19 protein-coding genes and 1 tRNA gene are annotated in these 16,258 nt (G+C 69.6%); 12 read left to right on the forward strand and 8 right to left on the reverse strand.

Annotated features, from left to right (window positions below):
• Window positions 1–62 precede the first annotated feature (62 nt).
• From ACFQS1_RS21445 to ACFQS1_RS21455, 3 genes are read left to right on the forward strand one after another with little or no spacing between them, the layout of a single operon-like run.
• On the forward strand, window positions 63–1,034 hold the full coding sequence (locus ACFQS1_RS21445) for an ABC transporter ATP-binding protein (RefSeq protein ID WP_378971044.1): 972 nt from the start codon (window positions 63–65) through the stop codon (window positions 1,032–1,034).
• A gap of 1 nt (window position 1,035) precedes the next feature.
• Window positions 1,036–1,764, forward strand: a complete 729-nt coding sequence (locus ACFQS1_RS21450) for an ABC transporter permease (protein ID WP_378971046.1) — start codon at window positions 1,036–1,038, stop codon at window positions 1,762–1,764.
• A 48-nt stretch (window positions 1,765–1,812) separates the two neighbouring features.
• Entirely contained in the window at window positions 1,813–2,931 is a 1,119-nt protein-coding gene (locus ACFQS1_RS21455; RefSeq protein ID WP_378971048.1) for a magnesium and cobalt transport protein CorA, read from the forward strand.
• 400 nt (window positions 2,932–3,331) lie between these two features.
• Here the strand turns inward: ACFQS1_RS21455 and ACFQS1_RS21460 are convergent, their stop codons facing one another.
• Complete coding sequence (locus ACFQS1_RS21460) at window positions 3,332–3,946, reverse strand: hypothetical protein (RefSeq protein WP_378971050.1); 615 nt, start codon at window positions 3,944–3,946, stop codon at window positions 3,332–3,334.
• Window positions 3,947–4,212: 266 nt separating this feature from the next.
• On the opposite strand from ACFQS1_RS21460, the gene ACFQS1_RS21465 reads away from it, so the two are divergent.
• The 3 genes from ACFQS1_RS21465 (at window position 4,213) to ACFQS1_RS21475 (ending at window position 5,509) form a co-directional block, all read left to right on the forward strand.
• Window positions 4,213–4,605: a DUF2750 domain-containing protein gene (locus tag ACFQS1_RS21465; RefSeq protein ID WP_378971052.1), complete on the forward strand. Its 393-nt coding sequence runs from the start codon at window positions 4,213–4,215 to the stop codon at window positions 4,603–4,605.
• Window positions 4,606–4,658: 53 nt separating this feature from the next.
• The gene (locus ACFQS1_RS21470) at window positions 4,659–5,093 is read left to right on the forward strand and encodes a response regulator (protein ID WP_378971054.1); all 435 of its coding nucleotides are present in this window, start codon (window positions 4,659–4,661) and stop codon (window positions 5,091–5,093) included.
• Window positions 5,094–5,155: 62 nt separating this feature from the next.
• On the forward strand, window positions 5,156–5,509 hold the full coding sequence (locus ACFQS1_RS21475; RefSeq protein WP_378971056.1) for a PRC-barrel domain-containing protein: 354 nt from the start codon (window positions 5,156–5,158) through the stop codon (window positions 5,507–5,509).
• Between the two features lie 5 nt (window positions 5,510–5,514).
• On the opposite strand, the gene ACFQS1_RS21480 is transcribed toward ACFQS1_RS21475, so the two are convergent.
• From ACFQS1_RS21480 to ACFQS1_RS21495, 4 genes are all read right to left on the reverse strand, one after another.
• On the reverse strand, window positions 5,515–6,399 hold the full coding sequence (locus ACFQS1_RS21480) for an MHYT domain-containing protein (RefSeq protein WP_378971058.1): 885 nt from the start codon (window positions 6,397–6,399) through the stop codon (window positions 5,515–5,517).
• A gap of 179 nt (window positions 6,400–6,578) precedes the next feature.
• Complete coding sequence (locus ACFQS1_RS21485; protein WP_378971060.1) at window positions 6,579–6,893, reverse strand: hypothetical protein; 315 nt, start codon at window positions 6,891–6,893, stop codon at window positions 6,579–6,581.
• 165 nt (window positions 6,894–7,058) lie between these two features.
• The gene (locus tag ACFQS1_RS21490) at window positions 7,059–8,294 is read right to left on the reverse strand and encodes a L,D-transpeptidase (protein WP_378971062.1); all 1,236 of its coding nucleotides are present in this window, start codon (window positions 8,292–8,294) and stop codon (window positions 7,059–7,061) included.
• A gap of 200 nt (window positions 8,295–8,494) precedes the next feature.
• Window positions 8,495–9,733, reverse strand: a complete 1,239-nt coding sequence (locus tag ACFQS1_RS21495) for a L,D-transpeptidase (RefSeq protein ID WP_378971064.1) — start codon at window positions 9,731–9,733, stop codon at window positions 8,495–8,497.
• Between the two features lie 142 nt (window positions 9,734–9,875).
• On the opposite strand from ACFQS1_RS21495, the gene ACFQS1_RS21500 reads away from it, so the two are divergent.
• The 4 genes from ACFQS1_RS21500 to ACFQS1_RS21515 all read left to right on the forward strand — a co-directional run bounded on the left by ACFQS1_RS21500 (window position 9,876) and on the right by ACFQS1_RS21515 (window position 12,235).
• Window positions 9,876–9,948: transfer RNA gene (locus ACFQS1_RS21500), tRNA-Lys, on the forward strand.
• Window positions 9,949–10,327: 379 nt separating this feature from the next.
• Window positions 10,328–10,582: a type II toxin-antitoxin system Phd/YefM family antitoxin gene (locus ACFQS1_RS21505; protein WP_378971066.1), complete on the forward strand. Its 255-nt coding sequence runs from the start codon at window positions 10,328–10,330 to the stop codon at window positions 10,580–10,582.
• A complete protein-coding gene (locus ACFQS1_RS21510) occupies window positions 10,579–10,953 on the forward strand; it encodes a type II toxin-antitoxin system VapC family toxin (protein ID WP_378971068.1) in 375 nt (124 codons plus the stop codon). Before ACFQS1_RS21505 ends, ACFQS1_RS21510 begins: the two co-directional genes overlap by 4 nt.
• A 784-nt stretch (window positions 10,954–11,737) precedes the next feature.
• Window positions 11,738–12,235 (forward strand): hypothetical protein, encoded by a 498-nt coding sequence (locus ACFQS1_RS21515; protein ID WP_378971070.1) that lies wholly within the window; start codon window positions 11,738–11,740, stop codon window positions 12,233–12,235.
• A 225-nt stretch (window positions 12,236–12,460) separates the two neighbouring features.
• Here ACFQS1_RS21515 and ACFQS1_RS21520 read toward each other — a convergent pair whose 3' ends face one another.
• The 3 genes from ACFQS1_RS21520 to ACFQS1_RS21530 form a co-directional block, all read right to left on the reverse strand.
• Window positions 12,461–12,844 (reverse strand): PIN domain-containing protein, encoded by a 384-nt coding sequence (locus ACFQS1_RS21520; RefSeq protein WP_253237430.1) that lies wholly within the window; start codon window positions 12,842–12,844, stop codon window positions 12,461–12,463.
• On the reverse strand, window positions 12,841–13,089 hold the full coding sequence (locus ACFQS1_RS21525) for a type II toxin-antitoxin system Phd/YefM family antitoxin (RefSeq protein WP_378971073.1): 249 nt from the start codon (window positions 13,087–13,089) through the stop codon (window positions 12,841–12,843). Before ACFQS1_RS21525 ends, ACFQS1_RS21520 begins: the two co-directional genes overlap by 4 nt.
• A 392-nt stretch (window positions 13,090–13,481) precedes the next feature.
• Entirely contained in the window at window positions 13,482–14,555 is a 1,074-nt protein-coding gene (locus ACFQS1_RS21530) for a tellurite resistance/C4-dicarboxylate transporter family protein (RefSeq protein WP_378971075.1), read from the reverse strand.
• A 222-nt stretch (window positions 14,556–14,777) separates the two neighbouring features.
• Here ACFQS1_RS21530 and ACFQS1_RS21535 point away from each other — a divergent pair, with 222 nt between their 5' ends.
• Window positions 14,778–14,948: a hypothetical protein gene (locus ACFQS1_RS21535; RefSeq protein ID WP_378971077.1), complete on the forward strand. Its 171-nt coding sequence runs from the start codon at window positions 14,778–14,780 to the stop codon at window positions 14,946–14,948.
• A 379-nt stretch (window positions 14,949–15,327) separates the two neighbouring features.
• Window positions 15,328–16,257 (forward strand): metal ABC transporter solute-binding protein, Zn/Mn family, encoded by a 930-nt coding sequence (locus ACFQS1_RS21540; protein WP_378971079.1) that lies wholly within the window; start codon window positions 15,328–15,330, stop codon window positions 16,255–16,257.
• Window position 16,258 lies beyond the last annotated feature (1 nt).

Raw genomic sequence — 16,258 nt, forward strand, 5'->3', positions numbered from 1 at the left:
GAATCCAGACTCCGCCGTATTGAGGTCAGGAACTGTCCGCAACGCACCCTAGCGTCGAAAACATGATGGAGACACGAGGACTGACCAAGCACTTCAAGGACGTGCGGGCCGTCGACGGCATCGATCTCACGGTGGCGCGGGGCGAGCTCGTGGCGCTGCTCGGCCCGAACGGGGCCGGCAAGTCGACCACGCTGCGGATGCTGACCACGCTGATCCCGCCCACCTCCGGCACCGCGAGCGTGGCCGGCTTCGACGTGGTCCGGCAGCAGCGGCAGGTGCGGCAGCGGATCGGCTACATCGGGCAGGGCAACGGCGCCGGGCACAGCCAGCGCGGGCGCGACGAACTGACAAGTCAGGGCCGGGCGTACGGGATGAGCGTGCGCGCCGCCCGGCAGCGCGCCACCGAGCTGATCGAGTCGCTCGGGCTGGCCGAGGTGGCCGACCGGACAGTGGCGACCCTCTCCGGCGGGCAACGGCGGCGGCTGGACATCGCGATGGGCCTGATCCACGCGCCCGACCTGCTCTTCCTCGACGAGCCGTCGACCGGGCTCGACCCGCAGAACCGCGCCAACCTGCAGGAGCACATCCTGCGGCTGCGCGCCGAGCACGGCACCACGATCGTGCTGACCACCCACTACCTCGACGAGGCCGACTCGATGGCCGAGCGGGTGATCGTCATCGACCATGGGCGGGTCATCGCCGACGACTCGCCGGCCCGGCTCAAGGCCGAGCACGTCGGCGACACCATCCTCTTCGGGTTCGACTCCGAGCACGAGGCCGCGCGGGCGGCCGGCGTCCTGCGGGGGCGCGAGCTCAACGCGTACGGGAAAGAAGTGAAGATCCGCACTCAGGGTGGGCCGCGGCAGGTGCCCGGGATGCTCGAGGATCTGCGCTCCGCCGGCCTGCCGGCGGCGTCGGTCGAGGTCACCCGGCCGACGCTCGACGACGTGTTCTTGCAGCTCACCGGCCGCAGCCTGCGCGAAGGCGGCGCGGGCCGGGAAGAGGAGTCCACCCGAGAGCTCGTGGAGGTCTGACATGCTCACCGACACCGCCGTGGTGTTCAGCCGCGAGCTGCGGCCGACCCTGCGCAACCCGTTCACGATCATCATCTCGATGGTGCAGCCGCTGGTGTTCCTGGCGCTGTTCGCGCCGCTGCTGCCCGGCTCCGACTCGCTGCGCTGGTTCGTGCCCGGCATCGTCGTGATGTCGTGCCTGTTCGCGGCGTCGATGACCGGGTCCAACCTGCTGTTCGAGATCCAGACCGGCTCGCACGAGCGGATGCTGGTCACCCCGCTGCGCCGCCCGGCCCTGCTGATCGGCCGGGCGCTCAAGGAGATCGTCCCGATGATCGCGCAGGCCGCGCTGATCGTGGTCGTCTGCCTGCCGTTCGGCTATCGGCTCGACGTCGGCGGCGCGCTGATCGGCCTGGTCGTCCTGGCCGGCTTCTGCGTCGGCATCGGCGCGCTCTCCTACACCCTGGCGCTCGCCTCGAAGCACCAGGAGTGGCTGTTCTGGACCGTGCAGCAGACGCTGCTCTTCCCGATCCTGCTGCTGGCGGGCGTGCTGCTACCGCTGGACGGCGGGCCCGGGTGGCTGCGCGCGCTCGCCGCGTGGAACCCGCTGCGGTACGTGGTGGACGCCGAGCGGGCGCTGTTCACCGGCGACATCTGGGCATGGACCACGGTGGCCGGCCTCGCCGCGGCCGCGATCGTCGCCACACTCGGACTGGTCGTCGGCGTGCGCGCGATGCGACGTTCCGCCTGACCGCTACCGTCGGTCCGGCAACGTTCAGGGGCGGACAGGGGTCGACGGATGTTCGGGTTGCGCAGGCGCGGGACCGCGCCCGTCTCGGAGCGCCTTCCACGGGCGCTCGGGCGGCTCATCGAGGGTCTCGCGCCGCGCCCCGCGGCGACGATCCCGCGGCAAGGCGGGCACAACCCCGGCGCCGTCGTCGACTGCGCGATCTACGCGGCCGGCGTGCGGCGGCCCGGCGCCGTGCACTACACGGAGGCGGCCCGGGCCGCCCGGCGACGCCGCGGCACGTACGTCTGGCTGGGTCTGCACGAGCCCGACCGGGCCACCATGCGCTCGATTGCCGAGGCCTTCGACCTGCACGAGCTGATCGTCGAGCAGGCGATCGAGGGCGGTCACCGGCCGGCGCTGGAGACCATCGGCGACGTGACCCGGCTCGTGCTGCGCACCGCCCGCTACGTCGAACACGAGGAGCTCACCGCCACGTCGGAGGTCGTCGACACCGGCGACGTCACGGTGCTGATCGGCGCGTGGTTCGTGATCAGCATCCGGCACGGCGCGGCCGGCGCCCTCTGGCACGTGCGGCGCGACCTGGAGAAACGCCAGCCGGTGCTGCGGCTGGGACCGTGGGCGGTGGCGTACGCGATCGGCAGCCGCATGGTCGACGAGTACCTCGGCGTCGCGGCGGCGGTCGAGCGTGACCTGGAGCGCCTCGAGGAGGAGACCTTCTCGGCGCACGTCTCCCCCGAGATCGCCCACTTCTATCAGCTGAAGCGCGAGATGGTGGAGTTCAAGCGGGCCGTGCTGCCGCTGCAGGAGCCGCTCGACATGGTCCTCGGGCAGTCCGGGCTGCCGGCCGGCCTGCGACCCTACTTCGTCGACGTGCGCGGCCGGCTGGCCCGGGCCGTCGACCGGGTGGCCGGCTTCGACGACCTGCTCAACTCGATCCTGCAGGCGCGCCTGGCCCAGGTCTCGATGGGGCAGAACAACGACATGCGCATGATCGCCGCCTGGGCCGCGATCGCCGCCGTCCCCACGGTCATCGCCGGGGTCTACGGGATGAACTTCGCCTGGATGCCGTTCCTGAACGCGCACTACGGCTTTCACGGCGTGGTCGGCCTGATGGCGCTGGTGTGCGCCGGCCTTTACTGGCGGTTCAAGCGCGCGGGCTGGCTGTGACCGGATCCATTTCCCCACCGGCAACAAAGATCAACCGAACGGCCCATCCCCCGCCACCGGCCCGCCGCACGTCCACTCCGGACGGCACCACCCGGGTCGCCCGCTCTCCCGTAGCCCGCGATACACCAAATCATTAGCTTTGTTTCCATCGACGCCTTGCACGTCGATGCGAGGACCTGCGCCCGGCCGACACTGCCCCCCAGCCGGCCGGGCGCATCCCTTTTATATGTTCGGCGAACGAGGTCCGCCGGGTACGAACAGCAGCGGACCACCTTCGCCCGCCCGCGTCGCGCGACCCGATAGCGCCGGCGACTCCCCCGACGTTAGCGGCCGTACCGCGGCGTACGGGCCGATTCCGCCGATTTACCCGGTTCTCGCCGGGCCCGCGGCGAGAACGCGATCAGCGCTTGCCGTGCCCGTTGCCCCCGCCGTGCCCGTTCCCGTGCCCGTTGCCGCCCCCGTGCCCGTTGCCGTTCCCGTGCCCGTTGCCGTTCCCGTGGTCGTTGCCGTGGCCCTGACCCTGGCCGTGGTCGTTGCCGTGGCCCTGGCCGTGGCCCGGCCAGCCCGGGTTGCGGAGGACCGGGAGCGCGAGCGAGAAGAAGCGGCGCTCGGTGCGGGCCCTGAAGCCGCAGTCGTCGTACGAGATGATCGCGCGGAGCCGGGCGATGCCGCCCCGGTCGAGGTCGGCCCGCACCCGGATGGGGGTGGCGTCGACGCGCCCCGGGCGGAGAGTGTCGCCACGGAGGAAGGTCGCGTAGTCGCGCCGGCCCCGGTAGTCGATGTCGACGTCACGGCCGCCGACGACTCGGACCTGAACGTCGCAGATCCGCCGGTCCGTACGCCAGTTGATGTTGACCCAGCTGGCGGTGTGGGCGCGCACCGCGCCCAGCACGCTGGAGACCGGCCGCGGGCCACGGGCGGCGGCCGCGGCGGGCGCGGCGGTGGTCGCGGCGGCCATGCCGACGGTGGCGGTCGCCAGGGCGACCATCGCTCCGATACGCCGAGTGTTGTTCATTCGTTCCTCCGGGAGGCTGTTCCGAGACCGGCCGCAGGGACTCGCGACTGGCAAAACGGACACTATGGGCAATCCGTCGCCTAGGCCCGCCTTTCCGGCGCGTTTCGGACTTATCTACTATTTCTTGTACAAAATGTGTAGTCGCGGCTCGGCCGAAAAGATGATGTTGGCGAGTGGCCGGCGGGGCGACCCGTACGGCGCCGAATACGCATCGCGTCGCGCGCCGCTCGGCCACGATGGAAGGCGTACGCCAGAAGGGAGACGGCATGTCGCTCAGCGGCGCCCACAAGGCGGCGTTCCGCCGGGAGGTGACGCAGGAGGGCCAGGTCTTCGCGATCCGGGACGCGAACGGATTCCCCGCGCCCGCCGACGACGAGGGCCGGCGCGCGGTGCCGTTCTGGTCGAAGCCCACCCGTGCCCAGCTGGTCGTCAAGCACGTCACGGCCTACGGCGGATTCGAAGTGGTGCCGATCCCGATCGAGGAGTGGCTCGGGGACTGGATGGTGGGCCTCGAGCACGACAACCTGCTCGTCGGGATCAACTGGGCGGGCGCGCGGGCCACCGGTTACGACCTCACCCCGGGACAGGTGCTGCGCTGGTTCGCGGAGCTCGAGCCGACGGCCGCCGCCGACGAGCGAATTCATTCGGTCCAGCGCTAGTTGCCATCGAGGTGTACCCCTATGCTTGCGGCACTGCAAACAAGGGGGACATCGTGCGTAGCCTGCAGATCCTCGTCGTCGACGACGACGACGCGGACGCCCTCATGATCGAGGAAGCGCTCGCCGCGACCGAGACGCAGGCGTTGGTCGATCGGGTGACCGACGGCCGCGAGGCGCTCGACTATCTGCGGCGGGAGGGCTCCTACCCCCAGGCGCGGCGGCCCGACCTGATCCTGCTCGATCTCAACATGCCGCGGATGGACGGGCGCGAGACGCTCGCGGCCATCAAGACCGACGACCGGCTCAAGGCGATCCCGGTGGTCATCCTGACCACCTCGGGCGCGACGCCGGACATCGTGGCGAGCTATCAGCAGCGGGCCAACGCGTATGTCACCAAGCCGTTCGGCCTCGAGGCCTTCGAGTCGACCGTGCGCCAGATCGACCACTTCTATCGCGAGGTGGCGAGCCTGCCCGACGTGCGAGCCTGACGAACACGCGCGGGCCCGACGAGTCTGTGTATCGGCGAGGCCCTCGGGGTAAACCCCGGTGCATGACCGACAAGGAAGCTCCCGAGGACCTCGGCGCGCCGGTGTCCTACCTCGTGCTCGCGGACGGCACGCCCGTCTTTGACCGCTCGGGCGACCGGGTCGGCGAGGTCGAGCACGTGCTCGCCGACGAGGGCGCCGACGTCTTTCACGGGCTGCTGGTCAAGACCGCCGCGGGCCACCGGTTCGCCCGGGCGAGCCTGGTCGACGGCCTCTACGAACACGGCGCGATCATCGCGGTGCCGGCCGCCGAGCTGCCCGAGCCGAGCGCGGACCCGTCGGCGCGCCTCGCCGAGGAGGACGAAGGGCTCGGCCACAGCCTCAAGAAGGCGTGGGACTGGCTGATGCAGCCCCGCTGAGGCGATCAGCGGGAGCGATCCCGGTAGGTCCACGCGCCGCCGCCGAGGGCGGATGCCCCGCGCGAGGGCTGCTGCTCGGCCATCGGCGCGACCGGCTGGCGCGGGATCGTCCCGGGCTGGCTGCTCTCGCGGCGAGCGGCCAGATAGGCGGCCGCGGCGCGGTCCTCCTCGGTGGGCGCGGCCATCAGGGCGTACGCGAGGCCGAGGATGCCGAAGACCACGGTGGCGCCGATCGGGACGATCAGGCTGGTGGCGGTGGCGCCGGAGAGCTCGTCCGGCGCCTCGAGGCGTACCGACATGGCGGACATGCCGGTGAAGTGCATGGCGTTGACGGCGATGCCCATGACCAGGGCCGAGATGAAGATGGCGAGCGGCTTGTGCACCGTGACCGCCAGCCAGAGCGCGACCGACGCGGCCACCACGGCGATGCCGATCGACATGCCGACCCGGGTGGTCGAGTAGGAGATCTCGCCGTTGAGGTGCATCGCGGCCATGCCGGTGTAGTGCATCGCGGCGACGCCGAGGCCGGAGATGACGCCGCCGGCGATGATCCGGGCGTTCTGCGCCCGCTCGCCGAACAGCGCGATGGCGAGGCCGACGCCGACCGCGACGACGGCCAGGATGGCGCTGGCCGCGGTGATGCCGACGTCGTACCGGATCGGGGTGCCGCTGACGCTGAAGCCCATCATGGCGACGAAGTGCATGCTCCAGATCGCCGTGCCGCCGATCGCGACCGCGGCGAGGATCAGCCACCAGACGCGCTCGCCACTCGAGCGGGCCGACCGGAACCGGGCCGCGAGCGTCAGACCGAGCAGGGAACCCAACACGGACAGGGTGTAACTGATCGTGGGGGTGATCCACCCGTGGTCGAAGTGATGGATCTGCGCCATTGCCGTTCCCTCCCGAAGCCCCGAGTTCGCGCTGCATCCTGCCTGCTTGATCACCACCTTGTGAAGCGGTGTGACGCAGGTTGCGGCACTTTCCGGCTACAGATGTCGAAACAACGCGCGAAGCTCTCCTAGGCGGCATACCCGCAGCTCAGACGGGCATTGATCGCCGTCGTTGGCGATCATCCAGCGGTTTGGAGCCCGCTCGCCCGGCATACGTCGGACATATCGGAAGCGGCGGCACCAACCGCCGCCACCTTGTCTGGTTCGTCTGCTTTGTCGTGTGCGGCGACGGCCGCCCGGTACGCGTCGCCGAGCCGTGCCGCCGCGTCGGCGAGCGGGGCGTCGGCGTCGGCGCTCGCCGTGACGATCTCGTCGACGACGCCCGCGGTCAGGAACGAGCCGGCGTTCATGGCGGCGGCCAGCCGCGCACAGGCGAGCGATCCCGGCGGGTCGTCGACCGGGGAAGGCCAGGTGGAAGCGGTCGAGGGGATCACGCTGGGTGATCGTTCGGGCGTCGACGGGGACCGCCCACACCCGGCGAGCAGCAGGCAGGCGAGGACGAGCGCAAGTCGCATATGTCCAGATTAGGCGCACTCACGACGTACGCACGAAAAAGCGCGGTCGTCGCCGACCGCGCCTTTCCCGCCGAGCGTGACCCATCACTTCAGGTAGCTGAGTTTCTTCCACTCGCTGTAGCTGACGTTGAAGTCGGTCCAGCCGTTGCCCTGCTTGAGCTTTTCCTCGGTGCCGCTCACCGTGATCGGGTCGCCCATCATCGTGCGGCTGAACAGCCAGGCGCCCATCGCCTCGGAGACGTTGACGCAGCCGTGCGAGACGTTGACGCGGCCCTGCTTGCCCTCGGACCACGGCGCGGCGTGGATGAACTGGCCGCTCCAGGTGATGCGCTGGGCGAAGTCGATCGGGGTCTTGTAGCCGTTGACCGGGTCGGTGTCGGTGGTGTCGAAGACGGTGTGCTTCATCTTCTCCATCACGACCATCGTGCCGCTCGACGACGGGGTGCTGGCCTTGCCCAGGCTGACCGGGAGCGTCTTGATGACCTTGCCGTCCTGCTTGACCGTCATCTGCTTGGTCTTGTTGGAGACCGTCATGACGAACGAGCGGGCGATGTTGAGGTCGACGGTGAGGTCGCTCTTGCCGTAGTAGCCGCTGCCCAGCGGCACGCCGGCCAGCCGCACCTTGTAGAAGACCTTGGAGTTGGCCTTCCAGAAGACCTTGGGACGGTAGTGCACCTCGGTCGGGCTGATCCAGCCCCAGGAGCCCTCCTGCGCCGGGGTGGCGGTGACGGTCATCCGGCGCTCGACGTCGTCGCGGTAGCTCGCCGGGATGGCCCGGCTGAACTTGATGATCAGCGGCATGCCGACGCCGACCTTCTGCCCGTCGCCCAGGAAGCTGGTCACCCGGACGATTTTCGACGGCTTGGCCATCGTGGTGAACGTGCTGGACGCCGTGCCGCCCTTGCCCTCGGAGGCGGTGCCGTTGACCGTCACGGTGTACTTGGTGCCGTAGGCGAGGGCCTTCTCGGGGCGCCAGACCTTGTCGTCCTTGTCGAGGGTGCCCTTGACCTCGTCGCCGCTGGCGTCGGTCACCGTGACGGACGTGTTCTCCGGGTCCTCGCTGGTGTACTTGATCTCGGTGATCGCGGTCACGCCGGTCGCGTCGGCCGCCGGCGAGACGACCGCGACGGTGCTCAGCGTGGGCGACGGGGACGGGGAGGCGTCGTCGGTGCCGGTGCCGTCCCCCTGGGCCTGGTCGGCGCCGCCCTGCCAGCTCGGCGACTTGTCGCCGTGACCGCAGCCCGAGCTGAGCAGGACCGCGCCCGCGATCAGCCCGGCCGCGGCGATCCGCCACGGCCGGCGAACTCGACTGATGTTCATGGTCCCCTCACGGCGTCGTTCGTCCCCGGCGCCCAATCTTGCTCTATGAAAGCCAGGAGACCAATCCCGGATTCGTGCCGCGGCGCGGCCGTCGCACAGGTCAATGGGGCAAGTCGCCCGTTTCGGGCAGTTCGCGAGCCGGGGGGTTTCGCGTTTCCCTACCCATCAGACGCACCGGGATCACGTTCTCGTTGCTTTTCTCACCCCAAAGCTTCGGGTACGGGCAGCGCACTGCCCTTGACGAACTCGTTCCAGCTGAGGTTCCACGGCGTCCAGCCGTCCCCGTAGTCGGCCTTCACGCCGGTGCCCTTCACCGTGACCGGGTCGCCGATCAGCGTCTTGTCGAACAGCCACCGCGCGTTCGACGGCGAGACGTTGACGCAGCCGTGCGAGACGTTGGTGCGGCCCTGCGAGCCCACCGACCAGGGCGCCGAGTGGATGTACTGGCCGCTCCAGGTGATCCGCTGGGCGAACTCGATGTCGGTGCGGTACCCGGCGGCGCCGTCGGTGTCGGTGGTGTCGAAGACGGTCTGCGGCAGCTTGTCCATCACCACGAGCGTGCCGCTCACCGAGGGCTTGCTCGGCCGGCCCAGGCTGACCGGCGCCGTCCGGACCACCTTGCCGTCCTGGGTGACCGTCATCTTCTTGGTCTTGTTGTCCACGGTCATCCGGAAGTCGCGGCCGATCTTGGCAGTCGCCCCGCGGTCCCGGTCCCCGTACCGCCCGCCGCCGGTCGGCACGCCGCCCACCGCGATGCGCACGGTCAGCGTGGTGCCCGGCGTCCAATACTCCTTGGCGCGGTAGTACGCCTGGGTGCCGCTGGACGTCCACGACCAGACACCGGGCTGCGCCGGCGAGGTCTGCACGAACATGCGCTTCTGCACCGCGGCGCGGTCGGCCTTCTTGATGCCCGGGTTGAACTCGACCACCACCGGCATCGCCACGCCGTACGTGTGGTTGTCGAACAGGTAGAGGCCGGTGCCGGTCTTGCGGGCCGGCGTGCCCATGGTGGTGAAGCTGGTGGTGACGGTCTTGGTGAGGCCGCTGTCGGAAGTGGCGACCACGCTCGCCGCGTACGTCTGCTTGGGTTTGAGGGTTCGGCCCGGCACCCAGCTGGACCCGTCGTCGCGCAGCTTGCCCGGGACGGCCTTGCCCTTGCCGTCGGTCAGGGTGACCGAGGTGATTTTGGCGCCCGAGACCTGGAGGCCCAGCTCGGCGCTGAGCGGCACGTTCTTCTTACCGGCGGCGGGCGTCACGGAGAGCTCGATCGGGACGGCGGCGGCCTCGGTCGGCGGGGCGCTCGGCTCCGCGCTAGCGCTGGGCGCTTCCTTGAAGGAGGCGGCGGCCGGCTTCTTGTTGTCACCACATGCGGACAGCGCGAGGGGCGCGATCACCGCCGCCACCACTGCCGTCACCAGCGAGCGCCGCATGCCGACCATCCCTTGATCACGTTCTGGAGTTGGCGCACATCCTGCCCCATGGATGCAAGGCTGCGGGAGCACCCTGAAGTTGATTCACACGGCGAGGGCCGATTTCAAAGATCATGGGGGTGCGTGCTAACGTTTCCGTCGTTGCCGGAGAGCGCCGCTAGCTCAACTGGCAGAGCAGCGGACTCTTAATCCGCGGGTTGTAGGTTCGAGTCCTACGCGGCGCACGTTTTACATGGTCCTTGACCTGGTGTTTTCCTCACCTGGTTGGGGCCATTTTCGTTATGGCGCCGTTGGTCGGGATGCTCGGTGGCTGCCCGGGAGCCGTTGGATCAGTCGCCGCGGTCATGGATTCGCAAAGAGTTCAGCGGACCGCGTGCCGAGACCTGTCAGAGCGAATTGATGTTCTGCGGAAGCCACGCCATCGTTCCCGCAACCGGCCCAGCGGTGGAAGCCGCCGGACCGGCACCACGGCGGGAGCCCGAGTGGCGATCGCTGCGGCAGCGTCGCCGGGCATCCATGCGGGTGTCCGGCGCGTGGCCTTTGACCAAGCGGCGACCCCCGACCGGGTAGACTAAGCTGTTAGCTAACCGAGGGGGTGGGGCGATGTCCGCGGAGGCGGTGCACTACAACATGCACGACGCCAAGACGCACCTGTCGCGCATCATCGAGCGGGTCGAACACGGCGAAGAAATCATCATCGACCGGGCCGGCACGCCGGTGGCGAAAGTCGTTCCGCTGGTCCGCCGGGTAAACCGGACCGCTATCGGCTCTCTTGCCGGTCAGGTCGACCTGTCGAGTGACTGGGACTCGGCCGAGACCAACGCCGAGATCGCCGCCGACTTCGGTATCGGCGGATGAGCCTGCTGCTGGACACCCACATCGCGCTGTGGGCCATCACCGGTGACGCCACCCTCGACGAGGATTTCCTCGACCGGCTGCGCCGCGACCCCGACGTCTTCCTGTCTCCGGTCAGTCTGTGGGAGATCACCATCAAGCAGGCCACCGGGAAACTCACCGGCCCGGCCGATCTCGCCGAACGAGTACGCGACATGGGCTTTCGCGAACTGCCCGTGACGTATGCCCACGCGATTGCCGCCGGACGGCTCCCGCCGCACCACCGCGATCCCTTCGATCGCATGCTGGTCGCGCAGGCGGCCGTCGAGGGCCTGACCCTCGTCTCCCGCGACGAGTCGATCGCACGGTACGACGTCGACATCCTCAAGGCGTAAATCACGGGGTCCGGCAGGTCCGGTTGCTGAGCACCGACGCATCCGCGGCAGGCGCATGGGAGTGCGTCTCAAGCTCGCGCGGACGCTGTCTGGGATTGGCAGCGAAAGTTGGCACACTCGCGCCGCCCTGGACGCTGGGGCCTTCGGCAGACGGGGGCGTGTCCGCGTGGACTGGCCGACACGCGCCGGGACGTTCGAGTGCCGCGGCCGCGGCAGCGCCTCAAAACTGGGTTGGTGAAAGCGCTTGACATGCGCTTTCTGCCGCGCGGTACTGGGTACACGTTCCCCGTGCGGCGGTTGCTTGCCGGGCCATATGGGTCGATGCCGGGGCGCCCTGTCGGGCGCCTTTCGTCGTTCAGGGCCCGGAACCGGGCCGATCGTCGACGCGAGGTTGACCGCGTGTCAGGAGGACCGCGATGAAGGATCTTTTTCCGGCGAGTTGAGCCGCTACCCCGCTACTTCGGCCTCGCCGAAGGATCGGAGGCCCTACGGCTCGGTCATGCACGGTGCTCGGCGGGTGCGCACCCGCGCTGGACCCGTCAGCATCAATTGGACGCCACGGCCGAAATGGCGTGCACCAACAGCGTGTCTGGTCCGAGCACGGCCTCGCCGAACACCGGTATGCCCCTCCCCCGCGCTCGCGAGCGGCCCGAGCTTGTTGTCATCGCGACCGATAGCTTCGCCGGAGCTCGAACCGCGGCCAGCGCCCCCGAGGCCATCCCGGTCGATCGTGGCGCCGGCCGGACCAGCTGGTTCGGGCCGCCGAAGTCTTCGGCCAGCACCCGTGGCATCTGACCGCGGCCTTGCGGGGCCGGCCCGCGCCCACCTGGTCAAGCTGAAGGCGGCGGAGTGGGTGAGCGCCGCGTCCACGACTCACCGGAGTCAGCCGCGCCGCGCTGACCGGTCTGCTGTGAGGCCGGCGCGGGAATCCGCCCACGATCGGATCCGACCGGCAACAGCGGCGGCGATCCTCGCGCTCAACCTAGACCTGGCGGCGCCGGCCGCCAAGGCGATCGTGGACGGGGCAGGCACCGCCCGGCGTATCCGAGCACTGTGCTGCATCGGCTGGTCGCTGACGGCGCAGGCGGCGCAGGTCGGTTGGACGGTGCAGAACTACAGCCCGCTCAAGGATGGTGGACCGGACACCGCGAACACGGCGCGGCTGATCGCCGATCTCCACAGCCAGCTGTGCATGACATCTGCCGTGGAGACGGCCGGTGCCGGCGTCCAGCACCAGGCCGGCCACGACGGTCGATTCGCCATCGATGCGTACCGCGTGTGACACGTCACGGATCAACACGATCCACCGCATCCGCGGTGCGCCTGTCGGGCATTGGGTCAGGGCCGCGTGCTAGGCAGACTGGCCGGCGTGGTGGGCGAGCCGACCGGGGCTCGACCTGCGCGCGGGAGGACATCCACTATGGGAGTGGCTCTGCACAGCAGCCGGTTTGCAGCTGGATCCGGTCGCTCTGGTGGGAGTTGGCGCTTCTCGCTGGGAAGGGCTGAGTCAGATCGTGTGGATCGTGATGAGGTCCTCGAGGCCTGCGAGGTCGTCGGCGTTGCGGGTGTAGATCGCGGCGTCGTGGGCATGTGCGGTCGCGGCGATGAGCAGGTCCATCACTCTTGCGCGTGGCTGGCGGCCGGTCTCGACGACGCGCGCGGCCAGTCGTGCGTAGCTGTCGGCGATGGCTTCGTCGATGGGGAGCGGGTCGAATCGGCGTTGAATGGCGCTGAGCCGAGCCAGGCGCAACGCTCTGGCCTCGGCGGTCTTCGCGACCAAGACCCCGAACTGAAGTTCGGCCAGACTCGCGACGCTGATGGCCAGTTCGCCGGGGATCGGGGTGACGTCAGTGGCGATGAGGATACTGGTGTCGAGAATGCCTCGGCTCACGCTTCGGCCCACGGGTCGGTGACAGCGTCGTCGAGGAGATCCCGGTCGTCGGCCCAGCCAGGGTCGGTGGGCTGATCGAAGACTCCAGCAAAGTCGTCCCATTCGCGCCAGGCGCGAGGACTGACCGGACCGAGTACAGCGGCCGGCCGGCCGGCGACGGTGATCGTCACTCGTTCACCGGCTTGCGCCCGGCGCACCAGGTCGCTGGCGTTCTGCCGCATTTCCCGCAGTCCGACTTCACGCACGGACCAACTGTAGCACATGTGCTACCTACCGTTGAAACGCGCGGGTCGCGACGCTGACCAGCGCCGCCCTTCTGACCGCCTCGGCAGCCCACCACGCGGCGGTGGTTGGGCTGCGGCCTGTCCCTGCTCGTGGGCGGGGTTATCGCCAGCGGGAGCGTTGTTGCGGACCTCTTCGGCACGGGCGGTAGCGGTGCGTCGATCTCAGTGGCGAAATCGAGCATTTCCTGGTGGCCGGAGTAACGGCTCGCCGTCGGTGTCGGGCAGCCGGGCCAACAGCATCCGGTGCCATTCGGCGAGGTCGTCGGTGCGTCGCTGCCGGGTGTAGTCGCCGCAGGGCCTTGCGGCCGATCCCGCCGGGCCGTGGGCAGACGCGCGCCGTCGTCGCCGGCCGGTCAGCGTGCGGGAACGCCACCACCGTCCTCCTGCCTCCGGCCGCCCGCGGCCGGCCGGTGTCCGCGGAGGCGGAGCAAGGACGCCAGGAACGCCCGGCACATGGAGACGAAGACGATCAGCCAGGCCAGGACCGCCACGATGGTCCAGGCCCGGCCGATGCGTTCGACGATGGGCATCTGGACAGCCTTGCCGAGGTGCATGCTGGCCACGGCGTACATGCCGAGCGGGAAGACGATGCTCCACAGCGCCGGCAGGTACGCCAGCCGCACCCGGCTGGGACCGTGCCGCCAGACCCCGAAGATCACCAGGAGGGGGATGAGCCAGGTCCCGAACGCCCACAGCACGACAGCCAGGCCCCCGACAACTGGTCGGGTGGCGTTGGCCGCCGGGGAGTTGGGCATGGTGAGGATCTGCGCGGCCGCGAGGACGGTGATCGCGGTGGCGCCCATGGTGACCCAGTACGGCGGCGTGAGGTCGGCCGGCCGGACCTCGAGCAGGAGCAGTCGGGCGAGGACCAGGGTGGCCACCATGAGATACAGCACCACGCCGACCGACCACATGAGAACGGCGAGCAACGCGGTGAGCCGGGCCTGGCCGTGGGCGGGCTGGTCGAGCATGGCGGCGCTGACGGCCACCGACTGGGTGCCGACGACCCAGACGAACCAGGTGCCGTTGACGCCGGCCAGAACCGGTTGTGGTCGCGGGCCGAGGATCAGCCGGATCGGGACGGTGTAGGTCAGGGCGAGCCAGACGGCCGCGCCGAAGCCGGCCAGCGTGATCGCGACACCGCGGTGAGCGTCCCGGGCGAACTCGGCGGCGAGCACATCGGAGGCGGCGACGATGGTGAAGAACGCGAACGCCCGGTCCGGCGCGGTCAGGTCCGCGAGGACCAGCCGGGGGTATCGGGCGATTCGCCAGCCCAGCGCGATACACAGCGCGACGAAGCTGCCGACGGCCACCACCAGGAGCCCGACCGACGCTCTCGTCCGCCCGACGTCCCCCAGCGCGATCGAGCAGATGCCGGTCGCCATGACCAGCGCGAAGTAGCCCGGATAGAGGTCACGGATCGTCATCGCACCGCCTCCGTCCACCGGTCCGCCGGCCATCGGGCAGCCTAGTGCCGAACATCCTCGGGAGGCAGGGTCGTCCGGCATTTCCCACACGACTGCGCGACCGATCCCGGACCCCCGAACCGGCGACCACGACGAAGCGACCCGGGCACCGAGCAGCCCGGAACCCGCTCCACCGCGCGCGCCGCCGCGCAGGCCGCCACCCGCCAAGCCGTTCTCGAACTGGTGGCTCCCGACCAGCCACACCTGCGAGTACCGGCCGAGACCGCAGCCGACGCCTTCCTCGCCATGTTCTACGGACGCGGCCGCCCGTCCCACCAGGACGAGCAAATCAGCACCGACGACCTCTTCCGGTACGGCGCACTCACCGCCCCGCAGCGGCTTGACATCGGGTAAGCGTTTGCCGGCCGTACGGTAGGCGACGACTTCGACGCTGCCCGCACCCGCCGGCAACCACCGCGACCCGTTCCGTCGCATGCGGTCGCGCAGGCGACCATCGAGGGCATCGTGTGGCGATGCGGTCCGCACGCCGCGCTCACCGCTGTCGCCCGAGCTCCGGACGCCGCCGCGTGGACACATCGTCAGGTCACGATTAGACAATCAAAAATGAAAATGATTATCGTTTCAGCACTGGAGCCGTTCTACACGGCCGCGCTGCTCGCCCGATCGGCTCGGGCGCTGCGGCGCAGGACGGAGTGGTCCGATGCGGTACGCGCATCGGACCACCGGCTCGCTCTTGTACGAAAACGATTATCGCTTTAGGAAGGGTGGCACGGTGCACATTCGGCGACGTGCGGGATTCTTGAGCGCCGGCGCGCTGTCGCTGGTCATGGCGGTCGCGGCGTGCGGCTCGTCAAACGGCGACGGCCCGGCGGCGGGCAGCCCCAGTGCCGCGGCCACGCTGTCGGTCGTCGCCTCGACGAACGTCTACGGTGACATCGTCAAGCAGATCGCCGGCGACAGGGTGACGATCACCTCGATCATCAACGCCCCGGACGCCGACCCGCACTCGTACGAGGCCAACAGCCGCACCCAGCTCGAGCTGTCGAAGGCCAACGTGGTCATCGAGAACGGCGGCGGCTATGACGACTTCGTCGACACGATGCTCAAGGCCGCCGGCAACAGCGACGCCAAGGTGCTCGACGTCGTCGACATCTCCGGCAAGAGGGCCTCGGCCGGCGGTGAGCTCAACGAGCATGTCTGGTACGACTTCCCGACCGTCGAGAAGCTGGTCACCGAGCTCGTGACCGTGCTGTCGGCCAAGGACCCCGCCGGCGCGGCCACCTTCAGCGCCGGCGCGGCCGCCTTCACCCGGAAACTGCGGCAGATGGAGTCCACCGCAGCCGCCGTCAAGGCCGCGCACAACGGCGCCGCCGCAGCCATCACCGAGCCGGTCCCGCTGTACCTGCTCGAGGCCTGCGGACTGGTCGACAAGACGCCGGAGGAGTTCAGCGAGGCGATCGAGGAGGGCACGGACGTCCCCGCCGGCGTGCTGTCGGCGACCCTCGACCTGTTCGCCCGCAAGCAGATCTCGCTGCTCGTGTACAACGAGCAGACCGCAGGGGCGGAGACCGAGCAAGTGGTGGCCGCGGCCAGGAGCAACAACGTGGCGGTGGTCCCGGTGACCGAGACCCTGCCGGCCGGCCAGGACTACGTCAGCTGGATGACCGGCAACCTGGCGAGAATCCAGAAGGCGCTCGGATAGC

Source organism: Paractinoplanes rhizophilus (assembly GCF_042664765.1).
GTDB classification, from domain to species: domain Bacteria; phylum Actinomycetota; class Actinomycetes; order Mycobacteriales; family Micromonosporaceae; genus Actinoplanes; species Actinoplanes rhizophilus.

Bases quoted from the DNA above. Each gene is read 5' to 3' on its own strand.
- ACFQS1_RS21445 (WP_378971044.1), top strand. From the start codon at position 63: ATGATGGAGACACGAGGACTGACCAAGCACTTCAAGGACGTGCGGGCC.
- ACFQS1_RS21450 (WP_378971046.1), top strand. From the start codon at position 1,036: ATGCTCACCGACACCGCCGTGGTGTTCAGCCGCGAGCTGCGGCCGACC.
- ACFQS1_RS21455 (WP_378971048.1), top strand. From the start codon at position 1,813: ATGTTCGGGTTGCGCAGGCGCGGGACCGCGCCCGTCTCGGAGCGCCTT.
- ACFQS1_RS21460 (WP_378971050.1), bottom strand. From the start codon at position 3,946: ATGAACAACACTCGGCGTATCGGAGCGATGGTCGCCCTGGCGACCGCC.
- ACFQS1_RS21465 (WP_378971052.1), top strand. From the start codon at position 4,213: ATGTCGCTCAGCGGCGCCCACAAGGCGGCGTTCCGCCGGGAGGTGACG.
- ACFQS1_RS21475 (WP_378971056.1), top strand. From the start codon at position 5,156: ATGACCGACAAGGAAGCTCCCGAGGACCTCGGCGCGCCGGTGTCCTAC.
- ACFQS1_RS21480 (WP_378971058.1), bottom strand. From the start codon at position 6,399: ATGGCGCAGATCCATCACTTCGACCACGGGTGGATCACCCCCACGATC.
- ACFQS1_RS21490 (WP_378971062.1), bottom strand. From the start codon at position 8,294: ATGAACATCAGTCGAGTTCGCCGGCCGTGGCGGATCGCCGCGGCCGGG.
- ACFQS1_RS21495 (WP_378971064.1), bottom strand. From the start codon at position 9,733: ATGGTCGGCATGCGGCGCTCGCTGGTGACGGCAGTGGTGGCGGCGGTG.
- ACFQS1_RS21505 (WP_378971066.1), top strand. From the start codon at position 10,328: ATGTCCGCGGAGGCGGTGCACTACAACATGCACGACGCCAAGACGCAC.
- ACFQS1_RS21510 (WP_378971068.1), top strand. From the start codon at position 10,579: ATGAGCCTGCTGCTGGACACCCACATCGCGCTGTGGGCCATCACCGGT.
- ACFQS1_RS21530 (WP_378971075.1), bottom strand. From the start codon at position 14,555: ATGACGATCCGTGACCTCTATCCGGGCTACTTCGCGCTGGTCATGGCG.